This is a genomic window from Phenylobacterium sp. (assembly GCF_965284355.1).
GTDB lineage: Bacteria > Pseudomonadota > Alphaproteobacteria > Caulobacterales > Caulobacteraceae > Phenylobacterium.
This window is the reverse complement of the sequence record NZ_OZ260078.1, coordinates 1200004-1225760: the sequence shown is the minus strand read 5'-3', so window position 1 is coordinate 1225760 and position 25757 is coordinate 1200004. Positions and strand designations below refer to the sequence as shown.

Sequence of the window (25757 nt, the reverse complement as noted above, 5' to 3'; positions counted from 1 at the left end):
CACGCAGCGTGCGGCGCCTCCCCCCGTTTGGGGGCAGGTCTTTCATGCGTGGCCTCAGGCTTCGACACCTTCGGCCTCCACGGCCTTCAGCTTGCGCCAGACCGTCATGCGCGAGACGCCCAGGCGGCGCGCGATCTCGACCGGGCCGACGCCGGCGCGTTGCAGGGCGAAGATCTCGTGGGCTGCCGCGGCGGGGCGGCGGCGGCGATGGCCGTTGGGCTCCAGGTCGGCCACCGCTTCGAGCACGGCGCGCAGCGCGCGACCCTCGGGGCCCTGGCTGGAGAGTTCCGGCTCCAGGACGAACAGGCTGGCGCCGCGCGCCTCGAGGCGGTCGAGGGCGTCCAGTAGTCCGCGGCTGGTGAGCGCCAGGCGCTCGAGGCGCGTTACGACCAGCTGATCGCCGCCGCCGATGAAATCGAGAATGGAGCCGAGCGTGTGGCCGCCCGAATGCGGCTCCTCGGCGCGGACGACCTGGCAGCCGGCGGCCTTGAGAAGGGCGGTGTCCTCGTGCGCGGTCTGGTCCCGCAGCCGAACGTACCCGATCCTCAACATCCCCACCCGCCGTTCTGGAAAAACACACGCCGAACGGCGGCTAAGGTCCCAAATGGCGGCGGTCCCGCCAAGAGAGCGGGAGGTTAAATCTCGGCAATGAAGTAGGCGCGACTGGTCGTGATTTGGGCCGAATTGTGTCGGGCGAACTTCGAATCAGGCGCTCAGGAGGAAAAATTCTCCATCGACCGACGCAGGATGAACTCCCGGTCCACGGTGCGTCCCACCTCGAACCCGTACTCGCCCACCTTGCTGAAGCCCGCCCGCTCGTAGAACCGCTGGGCCCCGTAGTTCTCGGACCAGACGCCGATCCAGATGTCGCACGGCCCGTTCCGGGTCAGCCACGCCATCGTCTGCGCGAACAGCGCCCCGCCCAGGCCGCCGCCCTGGTGCGACTTCAGGAAATAGATCCGCTTGAGCTCGCCGCAGGTCGGCGTGACCTCGTCGTGCGGCAGTCCGCAGGGGCCCGCCAGCGCATAGCCGATCGCCTCGCCATCGGCCTCGACCAGCCACGAGGCCTTGGCCGGGTCGGCCAGGTCGGCGCGGGTGCGCTCGAGGCTATAGGCCTCGGCCAGGAACACTCGCAGGTCCTCGGGATCGTAGAGGTGCGCGAAGGTTTCGCTGAAGGTGCGGACGCCCAGCGCCGCCAGGGTCTCGGCGTCGGCCGGCCCGGCCCGGCGGATCACCGGTTGCGTCTGGGCGGCGCGCGAAGTTGGGTTAGGATGGCTCATGACTGTCGCGCTCTACACCCATCAAGACATGTTCGACCACCGTCCGGGCGCCCAGCACCCGGAACGCCCCGAGCGTCTGCGCTCGGTGATGGATGCGCTGGCGGACGCCACCCTCGACCTGGCGCCCCACGACGCCCCGTTCGTGGACGAGGCCGACCTGCTCAACGTGCACGACCGCGCCTACCTGAACGAGATCGTCCGCCTGTCGCCGCGCGAGGGCCGCGTCCATCTCGACCCTGACACCTCGATGTCGTCGGGCAGCCTGACGGCCGCGCGCCGGGCGGCCGGCGCGGCCGTGCAGGCCGTGCGGGACGTCGCGTCGGGCCAGGCGCAGCGGGCATTCTGCGCTGTGCGCCCGCCGGGCCACCACGCCGAGCCGGGCGCGTCCATGGGCTTCTGCATCTTCTCCAACGTGGCGGTGGCGGCGCACGCGGCCCAGGCGGCCGGGCTCGCCAAGGTCGCGGTGGTGGACTTCGACATCCACCACGGCAACGGCACCCAGTCGGCGCTGGCCGGGCGGCCGGGCATGTTCTTCACCTCGATCCAGTCTTGGCCGATGTGGCCGGGCACGGGCCATCCGGACGAGAGGGTCCCCGACAACATCGTCAACGCAGTGTCCCCCGAGGGCGCGCCGGTCGAGGTCTGGAAGCGGTCGTTCGAGACCCTGATGGACCGGGTCGACGCCTTCGCGCCCGACCTGATCATCGTCTCGGCGGGCTTCGACGCGCACAAGTGGGACCCGGTCGGCGGCGGCGGCCAGAACCTTGAGGCCGTCGACTTCGCCTGGGCCACGCGCGCCATCGCCTCGGTCGCCAATCGGCACGCCAAGGGCCGGGTTGTGTCGTCGCTCGAGGGCGGATACGACCTCCAAGCTCTAGGCCAGTCCGCGCTCGCGCACGTGCGGGCGCTCGGCGAAGGGTGAGGGACGAGGCGCCGGTGCGTTCTCAGGATCGATGAGCGTCTTGACCGCGGAATCTCGTTCGCGCGCCGGTACGATCGTGCTGGCGCGGCACGGCGAACCGGCCCTGTCGCGCAAGGTGCGCCTGTCGGCCGCCCAGTATGTCGACTTCTGGGCCCGCTACGAGATCATGGGCCTGCTGCCGGGCCAGACGCCGCCCGAGGCGCTGAAGACCTTTGTCGCCGAGTGCGGCACGCTCGTCTCGTCCACCCGCCTGCGCGCCATCGAGAGCGCCCAGACCGTGGCCGGCGCCCGCGCGTTCGAGCGGTACGAGATCCTCATCGAGGCGCCCCTGCCGCCGCCGATGCTGCCCGGCTGGATCAAGCTGTCGCCGAGGATCTGGGGGTTCGTCGCCCGGGTCTGCTGGTGGTTCTTCAACCACCACGACGGCCAGGAGAGCCGCGCCCAGGCCGAGGCCCGCGCCGACCGCGCCGCGGCGATGCTGATCGATCTGGCCGCCGACGGCCAGAACGTGGTCGTGCTGGCCCACGGATTCTTCAATCACCTGATCGGCCGCGCCCTGAAGAAGCTCGGCTGGAAGCTCACCAAGAGCGAGGGCTACAAATACTGGTCGATGCGGCGGTTCGAGCGCCCCTCCCGCCCTTAATGGGGAGGGACAGGCGGCGCAGCCGCCAGGGTGAGGGAGGCGCGATCCTCACCGACCTCGGAGTCCCGCCCTCCACTGCCTCACCCTGACCGCTTCGCGGTCTGTCCCTCCCCATCAAGGGAGGGAAAAGCTGGTGGACCCTTACTTTTCTCGCCTCTAAACACGTGCCATGTCCGAACCCGCCGACATCTCCGCCATGACCTTCGAGCAGGCCCTGTCCGAGCTCGAGCAGATCGTCGCGCGGCTGGAGTCCGGCCAGGCGCCGCTCGAGGATTCGATCCGGATGTACGAGCGCGGCGCGGCCCTGAAGGCCCACTGCGAGACGCGCCTGGAAGCGGCGCGGCTGCGCGTCGAGAAGATCGTGATGGGCGCCGGCGGCGCACCGGGCGTCGAGCCCGCCGAGTTCAGCTGATGGACCTCGCCCGCCGCGTGGCCGAGGCCGCCGACCTCGTCACCGTGGCGTTGGACGAGCTGCTGCCCCGCGCCGAGGGACCCGAGAGCCGCCTGACCGAGGCCATGCGCTATGCCGCGCTGAGCGAGGGCAAGCGCCTGCGGACGTTCTTCGCGCTCGAGACGGGGCGGATGTTCGACCTGGACGAGCGCTCGGTGCTGCGGGCCGCGTGCGCGCTGGAGTGCATCCACGCCTACAGCCTGATCCACGACGACCTGCCGTGCATGGACGACGACGACATGCGCCGGGGCCGGCCCACCGTCCACATCCAGTACGACGAGATGACCGCGGTGCTGGCGGGCGATGCGCTGCAGTCCGCGGCCTTCGAGATCCTGGCCCATCCCGACACCCATCCCGACGGCGGCGTGCGCGCCGAACTGGTGTCGCGGCTGGCGGTGGCCGCCGGCGCCCGCGGCATGGTGGGCGGCCAGATGATCGACATGCTGGGCGTTCGCGAGGACCTGGGCGGGGTGGCGCGCATGCAGCGTCTGAAGACCGGCGCCCTGATCGCGTGTGCGTTCGAGCTGCCGCTGGTCATCGCCCATGCCCCGGACTTCGAACGCCACGCCCTGATGGCCTTCGCCCACGACCTGGGGCTGGCCTATCAGATCGTCGACGACCTGCTGGACGCCGAGGGCGACGCGGCCCTGATGGGCAAGGCGGTCGGCAAGGACGCCGAGGCGGGGAAGACCACCTTCGTGACGCTGCTGGGCGTCGATGCGGCGAAACAGCGCCTGGGTCTGCTCAAAACCCAGACCAAATCCCATCTGGATCCGTTCGGTCCCCGGGCCGAATTCCTGCGGGCCAGCGTCGATTTCGTGTTAGAGCGCCGCCAGTAAGACCAGGACTTTTCGCGTTGCCACCCGCCACACCTCTGCTCGACACGGTCTCGTCGCCCGCCGACACGCGCAGCCTCTCGATTCCGCAACTTCGCCAGCTGGCGGATGAACTGCGCGCCGAGACCATCGATGCCGTCTCGCAGACCGGCGGCCACCTGGGCGCGGGCCTGGGGGTGGTCGAGCTGACCGTCGCCCTGCACCATGTCTACGAAACGCCCAGGGACATCCTGATCTGGGACGTGGGCCACCAGGCCTATCCGCACAAGATCCTGACCGGACGGCGTGACCGCATCCGCACCCTGCGCCAGGGCGGTGGCCTCTCGGGCTTCACCAAGCGCAGCGAGAGCGAGTACGACCCGTTCGGCGCCGCGCATGCGGCCACCTCGATCTCGGCGGCCCTGGGCTTCGCCGCGGCGCGTGACGCCAAGGGCGAGGACAACAAGGTCGTGGCCGTGATCGGTGACGGCTCGATGAGCGCCGGCATGGCCTACGAGGCCATGAACAACGCCGGGGGCAACAAGCAGCTCACCGTCATCCTCAACGACAACGACATGTCGATCGCCCCGCCGGTGGGGGGGATGAGCGCCTATTTCGCCCGCCTCGTCTCGGGCGGCGGCTACCAGTCGATCCGCAACCTCGGCAAGTCGGTGGCCAAGGCCTTCCCGCGGCCGATGCGTGAGGCGGCCCGCAAGGCCGAGGAATACGCCCGCGGCATGGTCACCGGCGGCACGCTGTTCGAGGAACTCGGCTTCTACTACGTCGGGCCGATCGACGGACACGACATGGACGCGCTGGTCCACGTGCTGCAGAACGCCCGCAAGATCGAGGACAAGCCCGTCCTGGTCCACGTGGTCACGCAGAAGGGCAAGGGCTACGCGCCGGCCGAGAACGCCGCCGACAAGTATCACGGCGTGGTCAAGTTCGACGTGGTGACGGGCCAGCAGGCCAAGGGCGCCGGCGGCGGCCCGCCGCAGTACACCAAGGTCTTCGCCGCCGAGCTGATCAAGCAGGCCGAGCGCGACTCCAAGATCGTGGCGATCACCGCGGCCATGCCCTCGGGCACCGGCCTCGACCTGTTCGAACAGAAGTTCCCCGACCGCTGCTTCGACGTCGGCATCGCCGAGCAGCATGCGGTGACGTTCGCCGCGGGCCTGGCCGCCGACGGCATGAAGCCGTTCTGCGCGCTCTATTCGACGTTCCTCCAGCGCGGCTACGACCAGGTGGTCCACGACGTGGCGATCCAGGGCCTGCCGGTCCGCTTCGCCATCGACCGAGCGGGCCTGGTGGGCGCCGACGGGGCCACCCACGCGGGCTCGTTCGACATCGGCTACCTCGGCGCGCTGCCGGGCATGGTGCTGATGGCGCCGTCCGACGAGGCCGAGCTGGCCCAGGCCATCGCCACCGCCGCCGCCATCGACGACCGCCCGTCCGCTTTCCGCTATCCGCGCGGCGAGGGCACGGGCGTGCAGATCCCGCTGCTGGCCGCCCCGTTCGAAGTGGGCAAGGGCCGGATCGTGCGCGAGGGGACGGCCGTGGCCATCCTGTCGTTCGGCACGCGCCTGGGCGAAGCCCTGAAGGCGGCCGACCAGCTGGCCGCCCGGGGCCTCTCGGCCACCGTCGCCGACGCCCGCTTCGCCAAGCCGCTCGACCTCGATATGCTGCTGCGGCTGGCCCGCGAGCACGAGGCGCTGATCACCGTGGAAGAAGGCGCCGTCGGCGGCTTCGGCAGCTTCGTGCTGCATGCCCTGGCCGACCACGGCGCGCTGGACCGCGGCCTGCGGGTCCGCACCCTGACACTGCCCGACATCTTCCAGGACCACGACAAGCCCGAGGCCATGTACGCCCTGGCCGGCCTGGACGCGGACGGCATCGTGCGGACGGCGCTCTCCGCCCTCGGCGTCGACAACGCCAGCACCGCGGGGCGGCGGGCCTGACCCGGCCCAACTGAAAAGGGCCCCCGCTTGCGCGGAGGCCCTTTGGGTCGCGGGAAGACGGGGCGATCAGAACGGCGAGAATCTCTCGATCAGGCTCTGACCGGCCGGGGTCTTCTGGACGCGGCTGATGTCGCCCCGGCCGCCGTAGCTGATGCGGGCCTCGGCGATCTGGGTGTGGCGGATGGTGTTGGCCGACGATATGTCCTCGGGGCGCACGATCCCGGCCACGGTGAGCTGGCGCACCTCGGCGTTGGTGCGCACCTCCTGGGTGCCCTGGATCACCATGTTGCCGTTGGGCAGGATGCCGGTCACGACCGCGGCGATGGTCAGGTTGATCTTCTCCTGGCGGTTCACCGAGCCGGAGCCGGCGTTGTTGCTGGCCGAGTTGGTCTCGATGGCGTTCGCGGGGTCGAAGCCGCCCGGCAGGATTTTCCCAAGGCTGGATTCCAGGCCCAGCAGGTGCGGCACGCCGGCCGTCATGCCCGCGGTGCGCGAACTGGTGGTGGCGTTGTTGGTCTTGGCGCTGTCGTCGATGTCGATGTTGACGGTGAGGATGTCGCCGACGCGGCCGGCGCGCTGGTCGTTGAAGAAGGCGCGGGCGCCCGAGCGCCACAGCGAGTTGGCGCTGGCCGGCTGGGGACCGGCTTCGCGGGCCGACACCATCGGCTGGGTGATCGGCGCCAGCGACGCCGGATAGCCGACAGGCGCGAGGTCGGGGCCGCGCACGGCTTCCTTCACGGTCGAGCAGGCGGCGAGGGGGGCGAGGAGGGCGGCGAGGGCCAGGCTGCGCAGGCGCATGTGAGCTTCCTTCAACGGAGCGCGTAACGGGTCGAGCGGTTGAGCTTCAGCTGCTCCGCCTGGGGTCCGACCGCCGCCTGTCCGGGTCCGGTGACCACGGCCTGGACGGTCTTCTTCGACGTGACGTTCTGCACGTTGATCGTTTCGCCGACCGCGCCGCCGGAAAGGGCCTTGGCCTGGAGCGCGAGCGAGACCCCACCGTTGTCGTAGGTGAGGGTTACCACTTCATTGGCCTGCACCACCTGCGGGGCCGAAACATCGCGGCCGGCCACTGCGGCGCCGGCGCGCAGGGGGCGGCGGGCGGCCAGCCCGATCACCGCCTCGGGATCGTTGGGCGCGTCGGCGGGAGCCGCAGCGGCCTTGCCCCAGACCAGATCGGCGGGCTGGATCATCTCGCCGGCCTGGATCGAACGGGCCCAGGTCAGCACGTCGACGTTGCCACGGGCGGCGACCGCGCCGGAGGCGGCCGGGGCCCCGCCGCGCACCACGATGGTGCGCAGGCCCTCGGCGTTGGCCCAGTCGAGGCCGGCGCGGGCGGCGGCGATGCGCACCGCCTGGGCGTTCAGCATCACGCTGGCCTGGGCGCGGCTGGCCACCGGGGTGGCCCCGGCGGCGCCTGCGCCGGCGAAGATCTCGCCCAGGGTGACGACGCCGTCGGCGTCGACGATGTCGGCCTTGACCGTGACCGGGACGCCGGCCAGGGCGGGCGTCGCGATCGTCAGGAGAGCAGCGAGAGACGCGAACAGTTTCATGAGCTTAGGTCTTCACCTGGTTGGCGGTGGCCAGCATGTTGTCGGCGGTGGAGATGACCTTGGAGTTCATCTCGTAGGCGCGCTGGGCGACGATCAGGGCGGTGATCTCCGCCACCGCATCGACGTTCGAGGCTTCGGTGTAGCCCTGGGTCAGGGCGCCGATGCCGGTCGAGCCCGGCGTCCCGTTCGTCGGCGCGCCCGAGGCCGCGGTTTCCTTGTAGAGATTGCCGCCGAGGGCCTCGAGGCCGCCTTCGTTGACGAAGGTGGAGAGTTCGATCACCCCCACCACGCTGGGTGCGGTCTGGCCGGCCTGGAGCACCTCGACCTGGCCCGACTTCGACACCGAGACGCGCACCGCGTCGCCCGGGATCGTGATCGCCGGCTCGATCGTATAGCCGTCCTGGGTCACCAGCTGGCCCTGGTCGTTGGTCGAGAAGTTGCCGGCGCGGGTGTAGGCGGTCTCGCCCGACGGCGTCAGCACCTGGAAGTAGCCGCGGCCGTCGATGGCCAGGTCGTACGGGTTGTCGGTGCGGGTCAGCGAGCCCTGGGTCTGCACCCGGTAGACCGCGCCCGCCTTCACGCCGGCGCCCACCTGCACGCCCGTCGGCACGATCGTGCCCTGGTCGGACGACTGCGTCCCGGCGGCCTGGAAGGTCTGGTAGAGAAGGTCCTGGAACTCGGCGCGCTGGCGCTTGAACGCCACGGTGTTCATGTTGGCGATGTTGTTCGAGATGACCTCGACGTTCATCTGCTGGGCGGCCATCCCGGTGGCCGCGGTGCGAAGAGCCTGCATCGGTCGTTATCCTCTTACTGAACCCGGCCCAGGCGCTCGACAGAGCGGCGCGAGAGCTCGGCTTCGGATTCCATCATCTTGGTGGTGCTCTCGTAGGCGCGGCTCACCTCGACCATTCGGGTGATCTCGAGCACGGGCCTCACGTTGGAGCCTTCCAGGAAGCCCTGGCGCAGCTTGGACTCGGTGGCCGGGTTGGCGGCCAGGTTCGAGCCGTTGCGGAAGAGATTGTCGCCGGCCTTCTCGAGCGCGCCCGGGTTGGTGAACGTATAGACGCCGACCTTGCCGACCGCCTCGTTGCCCTGGCTCATCGAGCCGTCCGCGGCGACGGCGACCTGGCCCTTTTCCGGGTTGATGATGATCTCGCCGCCGCTGGCGTCCAGCACGGCGTGGCCGCCCTGGGTGACCAGTCGGCCGGTCGTGTCGGTGGTGAAGCGGCCATCGCGGGTGAAGCGGGGGCCCTGGGGCGTCTGGACCTGGAAGAAGCCCTTGCCCTCGATGGCCATGTCCAGCTCCCCGCCGGTGCGGGTCAGGACGCCCTGGCCGAAGTCGCGGGCCACGCCGTCGGGGGCGACGAACTTGACCGGACGCGGTCCGCCCAGCGTGACCGCCGGCTCCGACGGATCGGTCTTCTGGATCATCGACTCCACCTTGAAGCCGTTGGTGTCCATGTTGGCGATGTTGTTCGCGATGATCTCCATCTCCCTGCGGAGGATCATCTGGCGGGAGAGGCCGACGTAGAGAGCGTTTTCCATTTAACCGGGCAACCTGGTGGTGCGACTTTCTAGCGTTCTGGCATGCAAGGGCCGGGCCAGTCTGAAACGCTAATAAAATCAACAAACACGATGGTTAATGCGCGCCCCGCGGCGGATTTTGCCGGGCAGGAAATGGGCGCGTTAAGAGGTGTTAAAAACCGCTTCTTAACTAAAGCGGGCCATTCAGGACGCGCCGGAATTCACAGACGGTCTGAAGGACTGGGGCGCACGTGGCGAAGAAGGAGAAGAAACCCAAGGAGGCCGAGGGCGAAGCGCTCGAAGGCGCCGAGGGCGCGGAGGGCGAGGCCTCCGGGAAGAAAAAGCTCCCGCTGAAGATGCTGATCATCGGCGGCGTCGCTGCGCTCGTGGTGTTGGGCGGCGGCGGCACGGCCGCGTTCATCTTCCTGAAGCCCAAGCCCGACGAGGCCGCTCAGGCCGGCGAAAAGGGCAAGGAAAAGAAGAAAGAGAAGAAGAAGGAAGAGAAGGGCAAAGGCGGCAAGGAAGGCGAAAAGGGCGCCGCGGTCGTCCGCGAAGGCCCTGACGGCATCGTCTTCTACACCATGCCCGACGTGGTGGTGAACATGCAGACCGCCGACGGTCGCCCCACCTTCCTCAAGCTCAAGCTCACCCTGGAACTGCCGGACGAGGGCGCGGTCGAAGAACTCGATCCGAACATGCCGCGGCTCCAGGACATGTTCCAGACCTTCCTGCGCGAACTGCGTCCCGAGGATCTGTCGGGCAGCCAGGGCAGCTACCAGCTGCGCATGGAGATCCTGCGCCGCGTCAACCTGGTCATCGCCCCGTCCAAGGCCAACGCCGTCCTGATCGAGGAGATGCTGATCAACTAGCGCCCGCGCTGACGATCACACACGACCATGGCCGACGAGAACGAACTCCCTCCCAACGACGCTCAGACCGGTCTCGAGTCCACCGGCGAGACCGACTGGGCGGCCGCAGCTGCGGCCGAGGCAAACTCGGCCGAGCGCATCCTGAACCAGGACGAGATCGACAGCCTCCTGGGCTTCGATCTCACCGATGACGAGATCGCCGAGCGGACCGGCATCCGCGCGATCATCAACTCGGCGCTCGTCAGCTACGAACGCCTGCCGATGCTGGAGATCGTCTTCGACCGCCTGGTGCGATTGATGACCACCTCCCTACGGAATTTCACCTCCGACAACGTCGAAGTCAGCCTCGACAACATCAGCTCGATCCGCTTCGGCGACTATCTCAACTCGATCCCGCTGCCGGCCATCCTGTCGGTGTTCCGGGCCGAGGAACTGAACAACTACGGCCTGCTGACGGTCGACTCGAACCTGATCTACTCGATCGTGGACGTCCTCCTGGGCGGTCGCCGCGGCACGGCGGCCATGCGGATCGAAGGCCGGCCCTACACGACGATCGAACGCGTGCTGGTGCAGCGGATGGTCGAGGTGGTGCTGGGCGACGCGAAGGAAGCGTTCGAGCCGCTGACCCCGGTGACGTTCACCCTGGACCGACTGGAGACGAACCCGCGCTTCGCCGCCATCGCGCGCCCGGCCAACGCGGCCATCCTGGTGAAGCTGCGCATCGACATGGAAGACCGCGGCGGCCGCATCGAGCTGCTGCTGCCCTACGCGACGCTCGAACCCATCCGCAAGATGCTGCTGCAGCAGTTCATGGGTGAGAAGTTCGGTCGCGACAACATCTGGGAAAGCCACCTCGCCACCGAGCTTTGGACCACCAACACCGAGGTCCGCGCCGTGCTCGACGAGCAGCAGATCAGCCTCCGGCGGGTGCTGGATCTGAAGGTCGGCGACACCCTGATGCTGAACGCCGGTCCCGACAGTCTGATCGAGCTTCGGGCCGGAACGATTCCCCTCACGCGCGGCCGCATGGGCCGTCGCAACGCCCACATCGCCGTGCGCGTGGAAGCCCCGCTTTCACCCAGCGCCCGGCAAGCCGTCCAGAGGTTGTGATGAGCCTGATCGCCATCGGCATGAACCTGTTGCTCGCGGCCCTTCTGGTCGCGGCCATGGTCGTCGGCCTGCGCCTCAACAAGCGCCTGAAGGCCCTGCGCGACAGCCACGAGGGCTTCGAGGCGGCCGTGCGCGAACTGAACGTCGCCGCCGTCCGCGCGGAACAGGGTCTGGCCGACCTGCGCGCCGCCACCGACGAGGCCACCGACATGCTGTCGGACCGCATCGAGAAGGGCCGCGCGCTGGCCGCCAAGCTGGAGAAGCTGGTCTCGGCTGCGCCGGAGCTGCCCCGCGCCATGTCGGCCGAGCGCCTGCAGCCGCGATCCATGCCGTCGGTCACGCCGGCCCCGCGGGTCGAGGACAACGCCGAGCAGCGGCTGTCCAACCTGCTGGCCATGGCCCGCTCGCGCCTCGCCGCTAAGGAAGCCGCCCAGGCCCAGCCCGAGGCCGCGCCGGCCGTCGAGCGCGAGCCGCTGGTCGGTCGCGCCCCGCTGCCTGGCCGTCGCATCGCCGCCACGCCGGATGACGACCTGTTCGAGGACGCGCCGACGGCGTTCGATCGCTTCGCGCAAGCCGGTGTCGGGGGAGCGCGCCGTTGAAGTCCGTTCCCCGCATCCTGCCGCTGGTCGGCGTCGCCATCGGCGGCGTCCTGATTGTGAACGCCATGTCGGGCGCCCAGGACCTGAGCGGCCTGCTGACCGGCGCGCAGGCCTTCGCCGAGGAGGCGACGAAAGCCGCCAAACCTGAGGCCAAGGCTGACGCCAAGTCCGAGACGAAAGACGCCAAGAGCGGCGAAACCGCGGAGACCGGCGAGCCCAAGGACGCCGCGGCCGGCCTGCCTGCGCCCAGTATCGCGCCCAAGGCCGTGTGCGCCCCGACCGCCGCCGAGCTCGCCAAGCAGGCGGGTCTGTCGCCGGCCGAACTCCAGGTGCTGCAGAGCCTGGGTCAGCGCCGCGGCGCCCTGGACGCCCGCGAGAACGACCTCAACACCCAGCTGGCGCTGATGGCCGCCGCCGAAGCCAAGCTTGACGCCAAGATCAAGGCGCTGAATGGCCTCAAGGCCGAGGTGAACGGCCTGCTGAACCAGTCCACCGCCAAGGAACAGGCCGAGATCGACCGCCTCGTGAAGGTGTTCGAGGGCATGAAGGCCAAGGACGCCGCCCCGCGTCTGGCCGCCCTGGACGACGGCGTGCGCATCAAGATCGCCGCCAAGATGAAGGAGCGGGCGCTCTCGGCGATCATGGCTCAGATGTCGGCCGCCGATGCGAAGAAGCTGACCGAGATGCTGGCCCGCCGCTACTCCGACGCCCAGGCCGCCGCCACCAAGGCCGCCGCGGCCGCCGAAGACAAGGCCGCGCCGGCCAAGACCGCCTCCGTCGATCCGACCGCCGAGGAGAAGAAGCCGGCGCCGGCCCGCAAGGCCCCGCCGCGCAAGAAGGCCCCGGCCGCACAGCAGGCCGCCAAGCCGGCCGCCGGACCGACCCCGGCCGCTGCGCCGCCCGCGGCTCCGGCCGCCACGCCGCCGGCCAAGACCGGGTAGAGCATGAGCCTGAAGAAGGCCCTCCGCTCCGGGGTCGCCGCGGCCTGCATCGCCAGCGTCGCGGTTCCTGCCGGCGCCGCCGCACCTGCGGTCAAGGCCGTCACTCAGCGTGGCGGCCCTGACGTTCGCGTGGCTACGGCGGAGACCTTCTCGCGCATCGAGGTCCGCGGCGGCGCGCTCGCCAGCCGGCAGGGCCAGACCGTCACCATCACCATGTCGGGCGATCCCGACCTGGCCCGGTTGCTCACCGCGCCGCCCAAGTGGGTCAAGTCGGCCGAACGTAAGCGCACGGCCAAAGGCGTCCAGGTCGTCCTGACCCTGGCCGACAACGCCGATGTCAGCATCGGCCAGGCTGACGGCGCGACCTACGTCAACGTCTTCGAGAAGGCAGAGGCCCCGCCGGTCGACGCTGCCGCTGAACCCGAGGCCGTGGCCGTCGCCGAGGCCGAGCCGCCGCGGCCCAACCCCCTGCCGCCTGGCGGCGTGGTGCGGATGGACGCCAAGGTGGCCGGCGGTCAGACACAGCTCGCCTTCACCTGGGCCAATCCCGCAGGCGCCGCGGTGTTCCGCCGCGGCGACGCCGTCTGGGTCGTGTTCGACGCCCCCGCCACCCTCGACGTGTCGGCCACGCCCAAGGTCCGGCCGCTGCGCGGCGTGCAGGCGTTCAAGGGCGCCGACCATGCGGCCCTGCGCATCGACGCCGAACCCGACGCCCCGGTCTTCGTGGCCTCCCAGGGAAACACCTGGACCATCTCGCTGGGCCCTGGCCCGCAGTCGCAGCCTGCGATCGTGCGCGTCAGCCGTGACGCCGCGGGCGGCCCCGCCACCCTGAAGGCGCCCGTCGCCGGCGCCACGCGCATCGTCAACCTGCCCGATCCGGTCGTGGGCGACACCCTGACCGTGGTCACCGCGTTGGGCCCGCCCAAGGGCATCCCGTCCCGCCGCGACTTCGTCGACGCCGCGCTGCTGCCGTCGATCCAGGGCCTTGCGGTCGAACCGCTGGTCGAAGACCTGACCGTCCAGCGCGACGGCGAGATCGTCCGCATCAGCCGCGCCAAGGGCCTGACCCTCTCGCCGGCCTGGGCCACGCGCGAGCGTGAAGACGCCAAGCTGGGCGCCCCGCAGCCGGCGATCATGCCGGCCATCGTGCCGGCCGAATGGGCCAAGACCGGCGAAGGCGGGTTTCTGCGCCGCCACGAGAGCCTGTTTTCCGCGGCCGCGGCCGAAAGCGGCAACAAGGACCCCGAGGCGCCGGTCGCCGCGCGCATGGCCATGGCCCGCTTCCTCGTGGGTTCCGAGCTCAGCTACGAGGCCATCGGCCTCCTGAACGCCCTGGCGCGCGAGCATCCCGAGATGCTCGACGACCCCGAGTTCCGCGGCCTGCGGGGCGTGGCGCGCACGCTGTCGCGCCGCTACGCCGAGGCCGACACCGACTTCTCGGCGCCGGCGCTCGCGGACGACCCTTCGACCGCCCTTTGGCGCGCCTACGTCGCCACCCAGCTCGCCCAGTACGGCGAGGCGCGCGCTCTGTTCGTGAAGGGCGTCGAGGCCTACGGCCTGATGTCGCCGCTGTGGAAGGCGCGCTTCGCCCGCGCCGACGCTCAGGCCGCGCTGGCCCAGGGCGACCTGATCGGCGCCGACACCCGTATCCGCATGGCGCTGGAGGAAAAGGTCGACCCCGAGGAGCAGCTGCGCGCCCGGCTGGTCCAGGCCCGGATCATCGAGCTGCAGGGCTACAAGGACCGCGCGCTGAAGGTCTACAACGCGATCGCCACCGCGCCGGTGGAGTCGCTCTCGGCGCCGGCGGTGCTGCGCTCGACCCAGATCCGTCTGGAACTGGGCCAGATCAAGCCGGCCCAGGCGGCGCTCGTCTTCGACAACCTGCGCTACCGCTGGCGCGGCGATGCGACCGAGCTCGAGACCATTCGCGCGCTGGGTCAGCTCTACCTGGCGCAGGGCCGCTACCGCGAGGCGCTGGAGGCCCTGCGGTCGGCCGGCGTGCGCCTGCCCGACCTGCCCGAGGCGCTGCAGCTGCAGGCGGACCTGAACGCCGCCTTCCGCGGCCTCTTCCTGGATGGCCACGCTGACGGCCTGGAGCCCACCCAGGCGCTGGCGCTGTTCTTCGACTTCCGTGAGCTGGCCCCGCTGGGCGCCGACGGCGACCTGATGGTTCGCAAGATCGTGCGCCGCCTGGTCGACGTGGACCTGCTGCCCCAGGCCGCTGACCTCCTCAAGTATCAGGCGGAGAACCGCCTCGACGGCGTGCCCAAGGCCCAGGTCTCCACGGACCTCGCCGTGATCTATCTGATGGATCGCAAGCCCGAGATGGCGCTGGAGGCGATCAACACCTCACGCACGACGGTGCTGCCGCTGGCCCTCAGCGCGGAGCGCCGGCTGGTCGAGGCCCGCGCCTGGAGCAGCCTGGGCCGTCACGACAGCGCCCTCGAGATCATCGAACGCGACACAGGCAAGGAGGCCCAGGACCTGCGGGCCGAGATCCTGTGGAAGCAGAAGAACTGGGCCGCCGCGGCCCCGCTGTTCGAGAAGAGTCTGGGCGACCGCTGGAAGACCGCGACTCCCCTGAGCACCGACGAGGAGGGCCGCCTGCTGCGCGCCGGCGTCGCCTACAGCCTGGCCGGCGACGAGGGTTCGCTGGATCGCCTGCAGAGCCGCTACCAGGGCTTCTACGAGAAGGCCAACAACCCCGAGGCCCTGCGCATCGCGCTGTCGGGCGCGCCGACCGGCCGCCTGAGTGTCGGCGACTTCGGCCGTGTCTCGGCCGACAATGAGGTCTTCGCCGGCTGGGTCGAGAAGATGAAGGGCCGCTTCAAGACGAGAGCCGCCCCCGTCGGAACCGCCAAGCCCGCCGCCCCGGCCCGCCAGGCCCAGGTGGCCCCGGCCAAACTCGCCGCCAAGGGCTAGCACCCTTTCGGGAGCGCGGATTTCTTGGCTGCCGCTACCCGCCGGGCGGGCCGCGCTGGAAGCTCTCGACGAGGCTGCCCGCCACCAGCCGCCAGCCGTCCACCAGGACGAAGAAGATCAGCTTGAAGGGCAGGCTGATGACCACCGGCGGCAGCATCATCATGCCCATGCTCATCAGCACGCTGGCGACCACCAGGTCGATCACCAGGAACGGCACGAACAGCAGGAAGCCGATCTCGAACGCCCGCTTCAGCTCCGAGATCATGAAGGCCGGCGTGACTACGCGGATCGGCAGGTCCTGGAGATTGGCCGGCCGCGGCACCTTCGACAGGCGCACGAAGAGGGCCAGGTCCTCCTGGTCGACCTGAGAGAGCATGAACTGCTTCACCGGCCCGCCCGCCGCGTCGAACGCCGCGGGCAGCTCCATCTGCTGCTCCAGCAGGGGACGGACGCCCTCGTTGTAAGCGCGGTCGAAGGTGGGACCCATGACGATGGCGGTCAGGAACAGGCTGAGCGAGATCAGCACGGCGTTCGGCGGGCTCTGCTGAAGGCCCAGCGCCGTGCGCAGCAGCGACAGCACCACCACGATGCGGACGAACGAGGTGGTCATGATCACGATCGACGGCGCCAGCGACAGCACCGTCATCAGGCCGACCAGCTGGACCACGCGCTCGGTCAGGCCCGCCCCGGTGCCCAGATTGACGTTCAGCGTCTGGGCGACCGCGGAGGCCGGGACGATCATGGCGGCGAAGGTGGTCACCAGCGCGATCAGCGCCGCGCGGCGCCAATCCTCGGCCGGCAGGGTGCGGATCGCGGCGAGAAGGGCGCGCATCAGGCGGGGTCCCGCGCTTTGAGGTCGACGACGCGGCCCTCGCCCAGGAGCACCAGGCGCTCCTGCCCGTCACACTCGATGATGAGCAGCCGGCGGGCCGGATCCAGCACCAGGGTCTCGACCACACGCATCCGGCGATCCTTGCGCACGCCCTGAAAGCGGGCCATCGCGTCGGGGCCGTACTTGCGCAGCGCCACGGCGGCCAGCCCGATGAGGCCCAGCGTGAGCACGAGGGCGAATATGGCGCGGGCGAAGGTGGCGAGGTCCATGCGGCGGGGGTCCCTGAGGAGGCCCATTCGCCGCTGAATCCCTTAAGCGCGGATTAACCCTGTTTGTTCAGAGTTGGCCGGCAATGAACCTGGCCGACATCCCTCTCTTCTCGATGCTTCGCAGCCGGCTGGGGTATCTCAGCGAGCGCCAGAAGATCATCGCGCAGAACGTCGCCAACACCGACACCGCCCGCTACGTGCCCGAGGACATGAAGCCCTACAGCTTCGACGCGCGGGTCCAGGCTCAGCGGGCGGGACAGTCGGGCGCCATGTCCGTGACCCAGCCGGGCCACATCGCGCCCAAGGGCCCCCAGTCGCGCCTCGGCGGCCAGTTCAAGACCATGCGGTCTCCCGACTCCGAGACCACGCTGAACGGCAACTCGGTCGTGCTCGAGGAAGAGATGATCAAGATGGCCGAGTCTCGGATGAACTACGACGCGGCGATCAGCTTCTATCAGAAGTCCATGGGCATGCTCCGCCTGGCCACCAAGCGGCCGGGCGCGTGAGGCAGGAGAGCTAGATGGCCGACTCCAAACTGCCCGTGGGCGGCGTCACCCAGGCGATCGCGGCCTCCGCGCTCCGCGCCCAGCAGGCGCGCATGCGGATCATCGCCGAGAACTTGGCCAACGCCGACTCCACGTCCAAGACCCCAGGCGGCGATCCCTACCGCCGCCAGGCCCCGGTCTTCGAGCCGACCCGCATCTCGGGCGCGCGCGGCGTGAGGATGTCGAAGGTCGAGGCCGACCAGACTGAGTTCCGCCAGGAATACGACCCCGGCCACCCGTCGGCCGACGCCAAGGGCTACGTGAAGCTGCCGAACGTCAGCTCCCTCGTCGAGGCGATGGACATGCGCCAGGCCCAGAAGGCTTATGAGGCCAACCTCAACGTCATCGAGACGGCGCGCAGCATGGAACAGCGCACGCTCGATCTCTTGAAGAAGTAGGGGCTAGCCGATGATCACCCCGCTCGCCGCCGCCAAGGCATATGCCTCCGCCCAGAAAGGCATCGGCGTGGGAGGCCCGGGAGACGCGGACGGCATGCCGTCGCTCTCGGCGCCGGCCGCCGGGCCGCCGGGCGGGTTCGGGGCCATTCTCAAGTCGGCGATGACCGATGCGATGGCCGCGTCCAAGCACGCCGAACACCAGATGGCCGCCCAGGTGGCGGGCCGCACCGAACTGGTCGACGTGGTCACCGCCATCTCGGCCGCCGAGGCCAGCCTGGAGACGGTCATCGCCGTCCGCGATCAGGTGATCTCGGCGTACCAGGAAATCATGCGGATGCCGATCTGAGCGCGAAGCGACTCATCCCCGCGCAGGCGGGGATCCAGACCGAGCTCCAGCTTCCATTCCGTGCGGCCCCTGGATCCCGGCCTTTGCCGGGATGACTCGCTTCGCGGTCACTTGATCTCGCCGCAGGCCACTCGAGGACCCGCGCCGCCGATCGGCTGAGCCATGTGATCGTCGGGGTTGGCGTGGATGACCAGGGCCGAGCCGTCGGCGTCCTTCAACGCCTTCAGGGTGGTCAGGCTGGTGAACACCTCAGCGTTCCCGGCGCCATCCGCGCCCGCATAGATATTCGGCAGGTCGCCGGTCTCGTTGGCCGCGGCGTTCAGCAGGCCGTGGACGGCCTTTTCGCTGCCGTGGGTGTGGGCGCCCGCCGAGGTGAAGTCGGCCTTCGAGCAGTCGGCCTTCTCGTGGAAGTGCAGGCCGTGCCAGCCGGGCGCCAGGCCCTTGGCCTCCACCTTCAGCAGTACGCCCTTGGGGGCTTCGGTCAGGGTGGCCTTGCCGGCGCTGGCGCCCGCGCCCGTCTTCAGCTCGACCGTCACGGGGTCAGCCAGGGCGGCGGAAGCGGTCAGCGCCAGGACGGCGGCGAGGGCGAGGGGGCGGCGCATGGGGGACAACTCCGTTTCGAACCGATCTGCAACGTGTAGCGGCGCGCGATGGCTCCCCCAAGCCCGGAGGGAATGCTACGCGTGGGTATGACCGATCCGCTGATCGAACTCACAGGCGTGTCCAAGCGCTACGGCGCCCACGCCGCCCTCGATGGCGTCGATCTCGCGGTCGCGGCCGGACAGTTCGTGGCGCTGGTGGGCGGGTCGGGTTCTGGCAAGACCACGCTGCTCAAGACCGTCAACGGCCTCATCGCCCCCGACGCGGGGCGGGTCAGCGTGGCCGGAGAAGACGTGGCCGCGGCCGAGCCTCATCTGCTGCGCCGGCGCATCGGATACGTCTTTCAGGAGGTGGGCCTGTTCCCGCACCTGACGGTCGCCGAGAACATTGCCATCACGCCCAGGCTGTTGGGCTGGGACGCGTCCAGAATGACCGCCCGCGTGGCCGAGCTGCTGGAGCTCGTCGCACTGCCGGCGGAGGTGGCCAGGCGCGCGCCGGCCGCGCTCTCGGGCGGCCAGCGCCAGCGCGTGGGCGTGGCCCGGGCGCTCGCCGCCGAGCCCCGCCTGATGCTGATGGACGAGCCCTTCGGCGCCCTGGACCCGGTCACCCGCGACGCCCTGGGCGCCGACTACCGCGCCCTGCATGAACGCCTGGGCCTGACGACGCTGATGGTCACTCATGACATGGCCGAGGCGGTGCTGCTGGCCGACCGCATCGTGGTGCTGGCGGGCGGGCGCATCCTGGCCGACGGCGCGCCGGCCGAGCTGCTGGCGACATCCAAAGACCCCCACGTGCTGGCCCTGCTGGAAGCGCCCAAGCGCCAGGCCGAGCGGCTGCGCGAGAGGCTGGGCGCATGAGCCCGCAACTGGCCGCCGCCTTCGAACTGCTGCCCGAGTACCTGGGCTGGCACGTCCTGCTCAGCGTCAGCGCGCTGGCCCTGGGGCTGGCGATCAGCCTGCCGCTGGCGGTGGCGGCCAGCCGCAGTCCGCGCCTGCGCTGGCCCGTTCTGGCGCTGGCCAGCCTGATCCAGACGATCCCCAGCCTGGCCCTGCTGGCGCTGTTCTATCCGCTCCTGCTCGCGCTCTCGGCCGTGTCGGAGGCGGTGCTGGGGCGTGGGTTCTCGGCCCTGGGCTTCCTGCCGTCGCTGCTGGCGCTGACGCTCTATTCGATCCTGCCCATCCTGCGGAACGGAGTGACCGGCATCACGGGCGTCGATCCCGCGATCTCGGAGGCCGCCGACGGCGTGGGCATGACCGGCCGCCAGAAGCTGATCCAGGTCGAGCTGCCCCTGGCCGCGCCGGTGATCATGGCCGGCGTGCGCACCGCCGCCGTCTGGACCATCGGCGCCGCCACGCTCTCCACCCCCGTCGGCCAGACCAGCCTGGGCAACTACATCTTCGCGGGCCTGCAGACCGAGAACTGGGTCTCGGTGCTGTTCGGTTGCGCCGCGGCGGCGATCCTGGCCATGACGACCGACCAGTTGCTGGGGCTCGTCGAGACGGGCCTGCGCACCCGGCGCCGCAGCCTCGTCCTGGCCGGTTTGGCCGCGCTGCTGGTCGGCGCGGCGGCGGCCATGCTTCCGCTGGCCAGCTTCGGTCGGCCGGCGGCCTATGTGGTCGGCGCCAAGAACTTCTCCGAGCAGTACATCCTGGCGGCCCTGATGGCCGAGCGCCTGGAACGCACCGGCGCCCAGGTCGAGCGCAAGGAGAACCTGGGCTCCAGTGTCGCCTACCGCGCCCTGTCCGCCGGCGAGATCGACGTCTACGTCGACTACACCGGCACACTTTGGACCAGCGTGCTGGGCCGGACGGACAACCCCGGCCGCGCCGCCATCCTGGCCGGACTGACCGCCGAGCTGAAAAAGCGTGACGGCGTGGTCGTCCTGGGCTCGCTGGGCTTCGAGAATGCCTACGCCTTCGCCATGCGCGCCGACCGCGCCAAGGCTCTGGGCGTGACTTCCCTGGACGACCTGGCCCGCGAGGCGCGCAACCTCACCCTGGGGACGGACGTCGAGTTCCTGTCGCGGCCGGAGTGGAAGGCGGTCGATGCGGCCTACGACCTGACCTTCAAGGCCGAGCGATCGTTCCAGCCGACCTTCATGTACCGGGCCCTGGGCTCGGGCGAGGCTGACGTCATCAGCGCCTTCTCGTCCGACGGCCGCATCGCCGCCGACAAGCTGGTGGTTCTGAGCGATCCCCGAGGCGCCATCCCCCCGTACGACGCGGTCATTCTTGTTTCGCCGAAGCGGGCCCAGGACCGGCGACTGCTGGACGCCCTGCAGCCCTTGGTCGGCGCCGTCTCCGTCGAGGCGATGCGCGCGGCCAACTACAGCGTCGACCGCGACACGGGGAAGGTGACCCCGGCCGAGGCGGCGCGGGCGCTTTCCCTCCCTTGATGGGGCGCGACAGATCGCCGGAGGCGATCCGGGTGAGGGCGTAGAGGTCGGGCCACGAGCGTTGGGGAAGATCGCCTCTCCCCCCGTCTCGCTGCGCGCGCCACCCTCCTCGTGAAGGGGAAGGATGGTTAACCCTCTCTAGCCTTTCGTTAACCATGACCGGCGAGATTGGGCGGCCGGCGGGGCGACCGTCGGGCCCTGTCTTCCGCATGAGGTTTTCGATGAGCGGCGCCGAGGTTCTGGACGTCGGGCGAGACGCCATCTGGCTGACCATTCAGCTCTGCGCGCCGGTGCTGCTGGTGGGCCTGATCGTGGGCGTTGGCATCGGCCTGCTGCAGGCCCTGACCCAGATCCAGGAGCAGACCCTGGTCTATGCCCCCAAGATCGTGGCCATCTTCGTCTCGCTGCTGGTCTTCCTGCCGCTGATGGGCGCCCTGATGAGCGGCTTCATGCGCAACATCGCGGCCCGCATCGCGGGCATGTAGGCGGGCAGGGCGCAGTGGAATCCTACGCCACGGCCCAACAGGTCTACGCCGCCGGCCTCATCTTCGCGCGGCTGGGCGCCATCGTCATGCTCATGCCCGGCCTGGGCGAGACGTTCATTCCGGCGCGTATCCGCCTGTCGTTCGCGCTGGCCCTGTCGCTGCTGCTGTTCCCCCTGCTGGCGGCCAAGGTGCCTGTGCTGGCGACCAGCGCCGGCGACTTCGGGCTGGCGGTGATCCGGGAGGTCATCATCGGTCTGCTGATCGGGTCGATCCTGCGCCTCTTCATGACCTCGCTGGCCACCGCGGGCGAGATCGTGTCGCTTCAGACCACCCTGTCGTTCGCCCAGACGGCCAACCCGATGCAGGCCGCGCCGTCCACCACGCTCGGCACGTTCCTGGGCCTCATCGGCATCGTGCTGATCTTCGCCACCGACCTGGACCACCTGTTCATCGCCGCCATCGTCAAGTCGTTCGACCTGTTCCCGTTCGGCCGCGACATTCCGGTCGCCGACGCCGGGCAACTCGCCGTCCAGACCCTCGGAAGCTCGTTCGCGCTCGGGCTCCAACTCTCGGCGCCCGTGATCGTTTTCTCGCTGGTCTTCAACGTCGCCGCCGGTCTCGTCGGCCGCGTGATGCCGCAGTTTCAGGTGTTCTTCGCCGTCACCCCGCTGATCGTCCTTCTGGGCCTCTCGGTCTTCGCCCTTAGCCTGGGCGCGATCGGCATCATCTGGATCGACCGGTACCGCGGCCTGCTGGGGACGTTCCTCGGCACATGAGCGAAGCTCCAGAAAAAGACTCAAAGACAGAAGAGGCGACACCCCAGAAACTCGAGAAGGCTCGGGAAAAGGGCGACATCCCCAAGACCATGGACCTGGCGCACTTCGCCACCCTGGCGGCGGTGTCGGGCGTGGTGCTGCTGGCCGGCGGCTGGCTGTCGCGCAACATGGCCGCCCAGCTGCTCCCCTTCATCGCCCGGCCCGACGCCATGTCGCTGCATGGGAACGGCGGCGTCGAGATCTTCCGCTACGCGATGATGGCCAGCGCGCCGATCCTGGTCGCGGTGATGGCGGCCGCCGCCATCGCCGGCGCCGGCGCCAACCTGATCCAGACGGGCCTGCATTTCACACCCGACAAGGTGAAGCCCGACTTCTCCAAGGTCTCGCTGGGCAAGGGCTTCGAGCGGCTGTTCGGTCCCGACAGTCTGATGCAGTTCGCCAAGTCGACGGTGAAGGTCATCGTCATCGGCCTGCTCGTCTGGTGGGTGCTCGAGCCCTACATGCCGCAGTTCGCCTCGCTGGCGGCCCTGGACCCGTCGGCCATCCTGCCGCTGTGCCTGGAGATCATCCGCAGGCTGGTCATCGCGGTCCTGGCGCTCACCCTGGTCGTGGCCGCCGGCGACTACCTGTGGCAGCGCCAGCGCTTCATGGTCCGCCAGCGGATGACCAAGGAAGAGGTCAAGGAAGACTACAAGAACAGCGAAGGCGACCCTCACGTGAAGGCGCGCCAGAAGCAGATCCGCTACACCCGCGCCCGCCAGCGGATGATGCAGGCCGTGCCGGGCGCCACGGTCGTGATCATGAACCCGACCCACTACGCCGTGGCGCTGAAGTACGAGCAGGGCGAGAGCGCTGCGCCCACCTGCGTCGCCAAGGGGCTGGACTCCCTCGCCCTCAAGATCCGCGGCGTAGCCGAGGAGGCCGGCGTGCCCGTCATCGAGGATCCGCCGCTGGCGCGGGCGCTCTACGCTTCGGTGGAGATCGACGAGATGATCCCCGCGGCCCACTATGAAGCCGTCGCCAAGATCATCGGCTTCATCCTGAATTCGGCCCAGCGTCGCCGCCCGGCGGCAAGGCCTCTCTAGATCGTCGGCCGTCGCCGGCGGCCATTTTTCACTAAGTTGTTGGCCTTGTGACAGAATGCAGAGCATCGAATCGCCGGAAGCGCTGAGCCCTCACATGGCCGAGCCGCCGACCAAGACCCGTAAGGCCGACGTCTTCACCGCGTTCGCGGTGCTGTTTTTCCTGTTGGCCGTGATTTTTGCGGGCGCGCCGCTGCTGAATGCGCCGTTGGAAGCGCTGGGCAGCTCGCTGCTGCTGATCGGGCTGGCCGGCGTCGCCTGCATCGGCCTGTTCGTGCTGCGCGGCTCGCCCGAGGCGCCGCAGGAGGCCGAGGCCGGCGCCGAGGCGTTCCTGGCCGCGCTGGAAGAGCCCGCCGCCGTGGTCGCCCCCGACGGGCGGCTGCTCACCACCAACGCCGCGTGGCGCGAGACGATGGGCCCGCACCCGCGCCTACCCAAGAGCGGCGCGGCCGCCTCCAGCCTGTTCGGCGCGCTGGCCGCCGCCCGCCGCGGCGAACTGGGCCGCGCGCCCATCAAGGCCGGCGGCCAGGAGCGCGAGGCCATGGTATCGCCCATCGGTCCCCGCCGCTTCCTGGTGCGGCTGGCCGGCCGCGGCGGCGGTCCTCTGGCCTTGCCTTCGTCGGCCCTGGAAGTGCTGAACGCCGTGGCCACCGCCAAGGCCCCGCCGCCCAAGGTGCTGGACGCGTTCGCTGCGGCCTCGCCGTTCGGCGCGGCGCTGCTGGAGGGCGACGACCCCTTCGAGGCGCGCATCATCGAGGCCAACCCCGCGCTGGCCGCCCTCGCCAAGGGGGGGGAGGCGGGACAGGTGTTCGGCGCGCTTATCGAGCCCGCCAGCCGCCTCGACGCCGGCCTGCGGCTGGCCGATCACCGCGACGGCCACGCCCCGCTCGAGGTGCGCCTGGCCCATGACCCGGCCCGCATCGCCCACCTCTACCTGACCCAGGCCGGCGACCGCTGGGTGGCCTACCTGGTCGATGTCTCCGAGCAGAAGCAGGTCGAGCTGCAGCTGTCCCAGAGCCAGAAGATGCAGGCCATCGGCCAGCTGGCCGGGGGTGTCGCCCACGACTTCAACAACCTGCTGACCGCCATCCTCATGCAGCTGGACGTGCTGTCCACCCGCCACCCGGTGGGCGACCCCAGCTACGAGGGCCTGAACGAGATCAAGCAGACGTCGATGCGGGCCGCCGACCTGGTGCGCAAGCTGCTGGCGTTCTCGCGCAAGCAGACGGTCCAGCGCGAGATTCTGGACGTGGGCGAGATGATCTCGGAGTCCGAGGTGCTGCTCCGCCGCCTGCTGCACGAGGACATCAAGCTGGTCACCGACTATGGCCGCAACCTGCCGCACGTCCGCGCCGACCGCGGGCAGCTGGACACCGCTGTGATGAACCTGGTGGTCAACGCCCGCGACGCGATCCGCACGCACGGCGGCGGCGTGATCAACATCCGCACCGCCCGGGTCACCCAGGAAGAGGCCCGCAGCCTGGGCTATCCGACGGCCCAGGGCGACCACGCGCTGATCGACGTCAGCGACGACGGCCCCGGCATCCCGCCGGACGTGAAGGAAAAGATCTTCGAGCCCTTCTTCACCACCAAGGCGGTGGGCGAGGGGACGGGCCTGGGGCTGGCCACCGTCTACGGCATCGTCAAGCAGTCGGACGGCTGGATCGCCGTCGACTCCAAGCCGGGGCAGGGCGCCGCCTTCCGCATCTTCCTGCCGGTCCACGTGGCGCCCGCCCAGGAGGCCGCGGCTCCGGCGGCCGAGCCGGTCACGCCCAAGCGCCCCGCCGCCCGCGACCTGTCGGGCGCCGGCCGGATCCTGTTCGTCGAGGACGAGGACGCCGTGCGCGGCGTCGCCGCCAAGCTGCTGCGCGCTCGTGGCTACGAGGTGATCGAGGCGGCCAGCGGAGAAGAGGCCCTGGAATACGCCGAGACTCATGCCGGCGAGATCGACCTGATGATCTCGGACGTGGTCATGCCCGGCATGCAGGGCCCCGACCTGTTGAAGCAGGCCCGCCAGTACCTGGGTGCGGCGCCGGTGATGTTCATCTCCGGCTATGCCGAGAGCGAGTTCTCCGACCTGCTGGAGGGTGAGAAGAACGTCTCGTTCCTGCCCAAGCCCATCGACATCAAGACCCTGGCCGAGCGGGTGAAGCTGGAACTGCAGAAGGCCGCCTAGATGTCGGAACCCAAGTCGTCAGCCGTCCCGGCCTCGGCCACCGGCGCCACCGCAGTGGGAACCGCGGCCCTGGGCTCGGCCCTGCTGGGCGCGCTGGCGTTCGGCGCCATCGCCGTCGGCGCGCTGGCCATCGGTCGCCTCGCGATCGGTCGGCTGACGGTGCGCCGGGTCCATCAGCGCCGCCTGGACGTGGATGAACTGACGGTCGGCCGCCTCACCGTCCGCGAACAGGACTGAGCGCCGACCCCTTGCGCCCGCGCGTCAGCCGC

At 70.0% G+C, this 25757-nt stretch carries 29 protein-coding genes; 20 read left to right on the top strand and 9 right to left on the bottom strand.

Annotated elements, in window-relative coordinates; genetic code table 11:
- Positions 1 to 54: 54 nt before the first annotated feature.
- Both ACQ66R_RS05915 and ACQ66R_RS05910 read right to left on the bottom strand, forming a co-directional pair.
- Positions 55 to 552: a recombinase family protein gene (locus ACQ66R_RS05915; protein WP_430420081.1), complete on the bottom strand. Its 498-nt coding sequence runs from the start codon at positions 550 to 552 to the stop codon at positions 55 to 57.
- 161 nt (positions 553 to 713) lie between these two features.
- Positions 714 to 1280, bottom strand: a complete 567-nt coding sequence (locus ACQ66R_RS05910; protein WP_430420080.1) for an N-acetyltransferase family protein — start codon at positions 1278 to 1280, stop codon at positions 714 to 716.
- Here ACQ66R_RS05910 and ACQ66R_RS05905 point away from each other — a divergent pair.
- The 5 genes from ACQ66R_RS05905 to dxs all read left to right on the top strand — a co-directional run bounded on the left by ACQ66R_RS05905 (position 1279) and on the right by dxs (position 6069).
- Positions 1279 to 2202: a histone deacetylase family protein gene (locus ACQ66R_RS05905; protein WP_430420078.1), complete on the top strand. Its 924-nt coding sequence runs from the start codon at positions 1279 to 1281 to the stop codon at positions 2200 to 2202. The genes ACQ66R_RS05910 and ACQ66R_RS05905 overlap by 2 nt on opposite strands.
- Before the next feature lie 31 nt (positions 2203 to 2233).
- Positions 2234 to 2845 carry a histidine phosphatase family protein gene (locus tag ACQ66R_RS05900; RefSeq protein WP_430420076.1) on the top strand — a complete coding sequence of 204 codons (612 nt, stop codon included), beginning with the start codon at positions 2234 to 2236 and terminating at the stop codon, positions 2843 to 2845.
- 169 nt (positions 2846 to 3014) lie between these two features.
- Positions 3015 to 3257 carry an exodeoxyribonuclease VII small subunit gene (locus ACQ66R_RS05895; protein ID WP_430426225.1) on the top strand — a complete coding sequence of 81 codons (243 nt, stop codon included), beginning with the start codon at positions 3015 to 3017 and terminating at the stop codon, positions 3255 to 3257.
- A complete protein-coding gene (locus ACQ66R_RS05890) occupies positions 3254 to 4135 on the top strand; it encodes a polyprenyl synthetase family protein (RefSeq protein WP_430426223.1) in 882 nt (293 codons plus the stop codon). Before ACQ66R_RS05895 ends, ACQ66R_RS05890 begins: the two co-directional genes overlap by 4 nt.
- 17 nt (positions 4136 to 4152) lie before the next feature.
- Positions 4153 to 6069 (top strand): 1-deoxy-D-xylulose-5-phosphate synthase, encoded by a 1917-nt coding sequence (gene dxs, locus ACQ66R_RS05885; protein ID WP_430420074.1) that lies wholly within the window; start codon positions 4153 to 4155, stop codon positions 6067 to 6069.
- 66 nt (positions 6070 to 6135) lie between these two features.
- Here dxs and flgH read toward each other — a convergent pair whose 3' ends face one another.
- The 4 genes from flgH to flgF are packed head-to-tail and all read right to left on the bottom strand — an operon-like array spanning position 6136 to position 9164.
- Positions 6136 to 6867, bottom strand: coding sequence for a flagellar basal body L-ring protein FlgH (flgH, locus tag ACQ66R_RS05880; RefSeq protein ID WP_430420072.1), 732 nt, complete (start codon positions 6865 to 6867; stop codon positions 6136 to 6138).
- Between the two features lie 11 nt (positions 6868 to 6878).
- Positions 6879 to 7619 (bottom strand): flagellar basal body P-ring formation chaperone FlgA, encoded by a 741-nt coding sequence (flgA, locus tag ACQ66R_RS05875; protein WP_430420070.1) that lies wholly within the window; start codon positions 7617 to 7619, stop codon positions 6879 to 6881.
- Positions 7620 to 7623: 4 nt separating this feature from the next.
- Positions 7624 to 8412, bottom strand: coding sequence for a flagellar basal-body rod protein FlgG (flgG, locus tag ACQ66R_RS05870; RefSeq protein ID WP_430420068.1), 789 nt, complete (start codon positions 8410 to 8412; stop codon positions 7624 to 7626).
- A gap of 14 nt (positions 8413 to 8426) precedes the next feature.
- Positions 8427 to 9164: a flagellar basal-body rod protein FlgF gene (gene flgF / locus ACQ66R_RS05865; RefSeq protein ID WP_430420067.1), complete on the bottom strand. Its 738-nt coding sequence runs from the start codon at positions 9162 to 9164 to the stop codon at positions 8427 to 8429.
- Between the two features lie 230 nt (positions 9165 to 9394).
- Between flgF and ACQ66R_RS05860 the strand changes: the two genes are divergently transcribed.
- Genes ACQ66R_RS05860 through ACQ66R_RS05840 form a run of 5 tightly spaced genes read left to right on the top strand, consistent with a single transcriptional unit; the run spans position 9395 to position 15584 of the window.
- Positions 9395 to 10012: a flagellar basal body-associated FliL family protein gene (locus ACQ66R_RS05860; protein WP_430420066.1), complete on the top strand. Its 618-nt coding sequence runs from the start codon at positions 9395 to 9397 to the stop codon at positions 10010 to 10012.
- Between the two features lie 27 nt (positions 10013 to 10039).
- Positions 10040 to 11122 (top strand): flagellar motor switch protein FliM, encoded by a 1083-nt coding sequence (gene fliM, locus ACQ66R_RS05855; RefSeq protein ID WP_430420064.1) that lies wholly within the window; start codon positions 10040 to 10042, stop codon positions 11120 to 11122.
- Positions 11122 to 11721, top strand: a complete 600-nt coding sequence (locus tag ACQ66R_RS05850) for a DUF6468 domain-containing protein (protein WP_430420062.1) — start codon at positions 11122 to 11124, stop codon at positions 11719 to 11721. The genes fliM and ACQ66R_RS05850 overlap by 1 nt, the downstream gene beginning before the upstream one ends.
- Positions 11718 to 12662, top strand: a complete 945-nt coding sequence (locus tag ACQ66R_RS05845) for a MotE family protein (protein WP_430420060.1) — start codon at positions 11718 to 11720, stop codon at positions 12660 to 12662. Before ACQ66R_RS05850 ends, ACQ66R_RS05845 begins: the two co-directional genes overlap by 4 nt.
- Positions 12663 to 12665: 3 nt before the next feature.
- Positions 12666 to 15584, top strand: a complete 2919-nt coding sequence (locus ACQ66R_RS05840; protein WP_430420058.1) for a tetratricopeptide repeat protein — start codon at positions 12666 to 12668, stop codon at positions 15582 to 15584.
- Positions 15585 to 15618: 34 nt separating this feature from the next.
- Here the strand turns inward: ACQ66R_RS05840 and fliP are convergent, their stop codons facing one another.
- Together fliP and ACQ66R_RS05830 are read right to left on the bottom strand one after the other, a co-directional pair.
- Positions 15619 to 16416, bottom strand: a complete 798-nt coding sequence (gene fliP / locus ACQ66R_RS05835) for a flagellar type III secretion system pore protein FliP (protein ID WP_430420056.1) — start codon at positions 16414 to 16416, stop codon at positions 15619 to 15621.
- On the bottom strand, positions 16416 to 16685 hold the full coding sequence (locus tag ACQ66R_RS05830) for a flagellar biosynthetic protein FliO (RefSeq protein ID WP_430420054.1): 270 nt from the start codon (positions 16683 to 16685) through the stop codon (positions 16416 to 16418). The genes fliP and ACQ66R_RS05830 overlap by 1 nt, the downstream gene beginning before the upstream one ends.
- An 83-nt stretch (positions 16686 to 16768) precedes the next feature.
- On the opposite strand from ACQ66R_RS05830, the gene flgB reads away from it, so the two are divergent.
- Genes flgB through ACQ66R_RS05815 form a run of 3 tightly spaced genes read left to right on the top strand, consistent with a single transcriptional unit; the run spans position 16769 to position 17974 of the window.
- Positions 16769 to 17191, top strand: a complete 423-nt coding sequence (flgB, locus tag ACQ66R_RS05825) for a flagellar basal body rod protein FlgB (protein ID WP_430420052.1) — start codon at positions 16769 to 16771, stop codon at positions 17189 to 17191.
- A 14-nt stretch (positions 17192 to 17205) separates the two neighbouring features.
- Positions 17206 to 17628: a flagellar basal body rod protein FlgC gene (gene flgC, locus ACQ66R_RS05820; protein ID WP_430420051.1), complete on the top strand. Its 423-nt coding sequence runs from the start codon at positions 17206 to 17208 to the stop codon at positions 17626 to 17628.
- Positions 17629 to 17638: 10 nt separating this feature from the next.
- Complete coding sequence (locus ACQ66R_RS05815; protein ID WP_430420049.1) at positions 17639 to 17974, top strand: flagellar hook-basal body complex protein FliE; 336 nt, start codon at positions 17639 to 17641, stop codon at positions 17972 to 17974.
- 107 nt (positions 17975 to 18081) lie between these two features.
- Here the strand turns inward: ACQ66R_RS05815 and ACQ66R_RS05810 are convergent, their stop codons facing one another.
- A complete protein-coding gene (locus ACQ66R_RS05810) occupies positions 18082 to 18576 on the bottom strand; it encodes a superoxide dismutase family protein (protein WP_430420047.1) in 495 nt (164 codons plus the stop codon).
- 87 nt (positions 18577 to 18663) lie between these two features.
- Here ACQ66R_RS05810 and ACQ66R_RS05805 point away from each other — a divergent pair, with 87 nt between their 5' ends.
- From ACQ66R_RS05805 to ACQ66R_RS05775, 7 genes are all read left to right on the top strand, one after another.
- A complete protein-coding gene (locus tag ACQ66R_RS05805) occupies positions 18664 to 19431 on the top strand; it encodes an ATP-binding cassette domain-containing protein (RefSeq protein WP_430426221.1) in 768 nt (255 codons plus the stop codon).
- Complete coding sequence (locus tag ACQ66R_RS05800) at positions 19428 to 20969, top strand: glycine betaine ABC transporter substrate-binding protein (protein WP_430420046.1); 1542 nt, start codon at positions 19428 to 19430, stop codon at positions 20967 to 20969. The genes ACQ66R_RS05805 and ACQ66R_RS05800 overlap by 4 nt, the downstream gene beginning before the upstream one ends.
- 221 nt (positions 20970 to 21190) lie before the next feature.
- Entirely contained in the window at positions 21191 to 21454 is a 264-nt protein-coding gene (gene fliQ / locus ACQ66R_RS05795; protein WP_430420044.1) for a flagellar biosynthesis protein FliQ, read from the top strand.
- 14 nt (positions 21455 to 21468) lie between these two features.
- On the top strand, positions 21469 to 22230 hold the full coding sequence (gene fliR / locus ACQ66R_RS05790) for a flagellar biosynthetic protein FliR (protein ID WP_430420042.1): 762 nt from the start codon (positions 21469 to 21471) through the stop codon (positions 22228 to 22230).
- A complete protein-coding gene (gene flhB / locus ACQ66R_RS05785) occupies positions 22227 to 23315 on the top strand; it encodes a flagellar biosynthesis protein FlhB (protein ID WP_430420040.1) in 1089 nt (362 codons plus the stop codon). The genes fliR and flhB overlap by 4 nt, the downstream gene beginning before the upstream one ends.
- A 94-nt stretch (positions 23316 to 23409) precedes the next feature.
- Positions 23410 to 25488: a cell cycle histidine kinase CckA gene (gene cckA / locus ACQ66R_RS05780; protein ID WP_430426219.1), complete on the top strand. Its 2079-nt coding sequence runs from the start codon at positions 23410 to 23412 to the stop codon at positions 25486 to 25488.
- Complete coding sequence (locus tag ACQ66R_RS05775) at positions 25489 to 25725, top strand: hypothetical protein (protein ID WP_430420038.1); 237 nt, start codon at positions 25489 to 25491, stop codon at positions 25723 to 25725.
- Positions 25726 to 25757: the final 32 nt, after the last annotated feature.

Excerpts from the sequence above, each read along its gene's own strand:
- ACQ66R_RS05815 (WP_430420049.1), top strand. The coding sequence starts at position 17,639 with ATGATCACCCCGCTCGCCGCCGCCAAGGCATATGCCTCCGCCCAGAAA.
- fliP (WP_430420056.1), bottom strand. The coding sequence starts at position 16,416 with ATGCGCGCCCTTCTCGCCGCGATCCGCACCCTGCCGGCCGAGGATTGG.
- flgG (WP_430420068.1), bottom strand. The coding sequence starts at position 8,412 with ATGCAGGCTCTTCGCACCGCGGCCACCGGGATGGCCGCCCAGCAGATG.
- ACQ66R_RS05910 (WP_430420080.1), bottom strand. The coding sequence starts at position 1,280 with ATGAGCCATCCTAACCCAACTTCGCGCGCCGCCCAGACGCAACCGGTG.
- ACQ66R_RS05805 (WP_430426221.1), top strand. The coding sequence starts at position 18,664 with ATGACCGATCCGCTGATCGAACTCACAGGCGTGTCCAAGCGCTACGGC.
- flgA (WP_430420070.1), bottom strand. The coding sequence starts at position 7,619 with ATGAAACTGTTCGCGTCTCTCGCTGCTCTCCTGACGATCGCGACGCCC.
- flgC (WP_430420051.1), top strand. The coding sequence starts at position 17,206 with ATGGCCGACTCCAAACTGCCCGTGGGCGGCGTCACCCAGGCGATCGCG.
- fliQ (WP_430420044.1), top strand. The coding sequence starts at position 21,191 with ATGAGCGGCGCCGAGGTTCTGGACGTCGGGCGAGACGCCATCTGGCTG.
- ACQ66R_RS05905 (WP_430420078.1), top strand. The coding sequence starts at position 1,279 with ATGACTGTCGCGCTCTACACCCATCAAGACATGTTCGACCACCGTCCG.
- ACQ66R_RS05850 (WP_430420062.1), top strand. The coding sequence starts at position 11,122 with ATGAGCCTGATCGCCATCGGCATGAACCTGTTGCTCGCGGCCCTTCTG.
- ACQ66R_RS05840 (WP_430420058.1), top strand. The coding sequence starts at position 12,666 with ATGAGCCTGAAGAAGGCCCTCCGCTCCGGGGTCGCCGCGGCCTGCATC.
- ACQ66R_RS05800 (WP_430420046.1), top strand. The coding sequence starts at position 19,428 with ATGAGCCCGCAACTGGCCGCCGCCTTCGAACTGCTGCCCGAGTACCTG.
- flhB (WP_430420040.1), top strand. The coding sequence starts at position 22,227 with ATGAGCGAAGCTCCAGAAAAAGACTCAAAGACAGAAGAGGCGACACCC.
- flgF (WP_430420067.1), bottom strand. The coding sequence starts at position 9,164 with ATGGAAAACGCTCTCTACGTCGGCCTCTCCCGCCAGATGATCCTCCGC.
- ACQ66R_RS05810 (WP_430420047.1), bottom strand. The coding sequence starts at position 18,576 with ATGCGCCGCCCCCTCGCCCTCGCCGCCGTCCTGGCGCTGACCGCTTCC.
- ACQ66R_RS05895 (WP_430426225.1), top strand. The coding sequence starts at position 3,015 with ATGTCCGAACCCGCCGACATCTCCGCCATGACCTTCGAGCAGGCCCTG.
- cckA (WP_430426219.1), top strand. The coding sequence starts at position 23,410 with ATGGCCGAGCCGCCGACCAAGACCCGTAAGGCCGACGTCTTCACCGCG.
- ACQ66R_RS05915 (WP_430420081.1), bottom strand. The coding sequence starts at position 552 with ATGTTGAGGATCGGGTACGTTCGGCTGCGGGACCAGACCGCGCACGAG.
- fliM (WP_430420064.1), top strand. The coding sequence starts at position 10,040 with ATGGCCGACGAGAACGAACTCCCTCCCAACGACGCTCAGACCGGTCTC.
- ACQ66R_RS05830 (WP_430420054.1), bottom strand. The coding sequence starts at position 16,685 with ATGGACCTCGCCACCTTCGCCCGCGCCATATTCGCCCTCGTGCTCACG.
- ACQ66R_RS05900 (WP_430420076.1), top strand. The coding sequence starts at position 2,234 with ATGAGCGTCTTGACCGCGGAATCTCGTTCGCGCGCCGGTACGATCGTG.
- flgH (WP_430420072.1), bottom strand. The coding sequence starts at position 6,867 with ATGCGCCTGCGCAGCCTGGCCCTCGCCGCCCTCCTCGCCCCCCTCGCC.
- ACQ66R_RS05775 (WP_430420038.1), top strand. The coding sequence starts at position 25,489 with ATGTCGGAACCCAAGTCGTCAGCCGTCCCGGCCTCGGCCACCGGCGCC.
- flgB (WP_430420052.1), top strand. The coding sequence starts at position 16,769 with ATGAACCTGGCCGACATCCCTCTCTTCTCGATGCTTCGCAGCCGGCTG.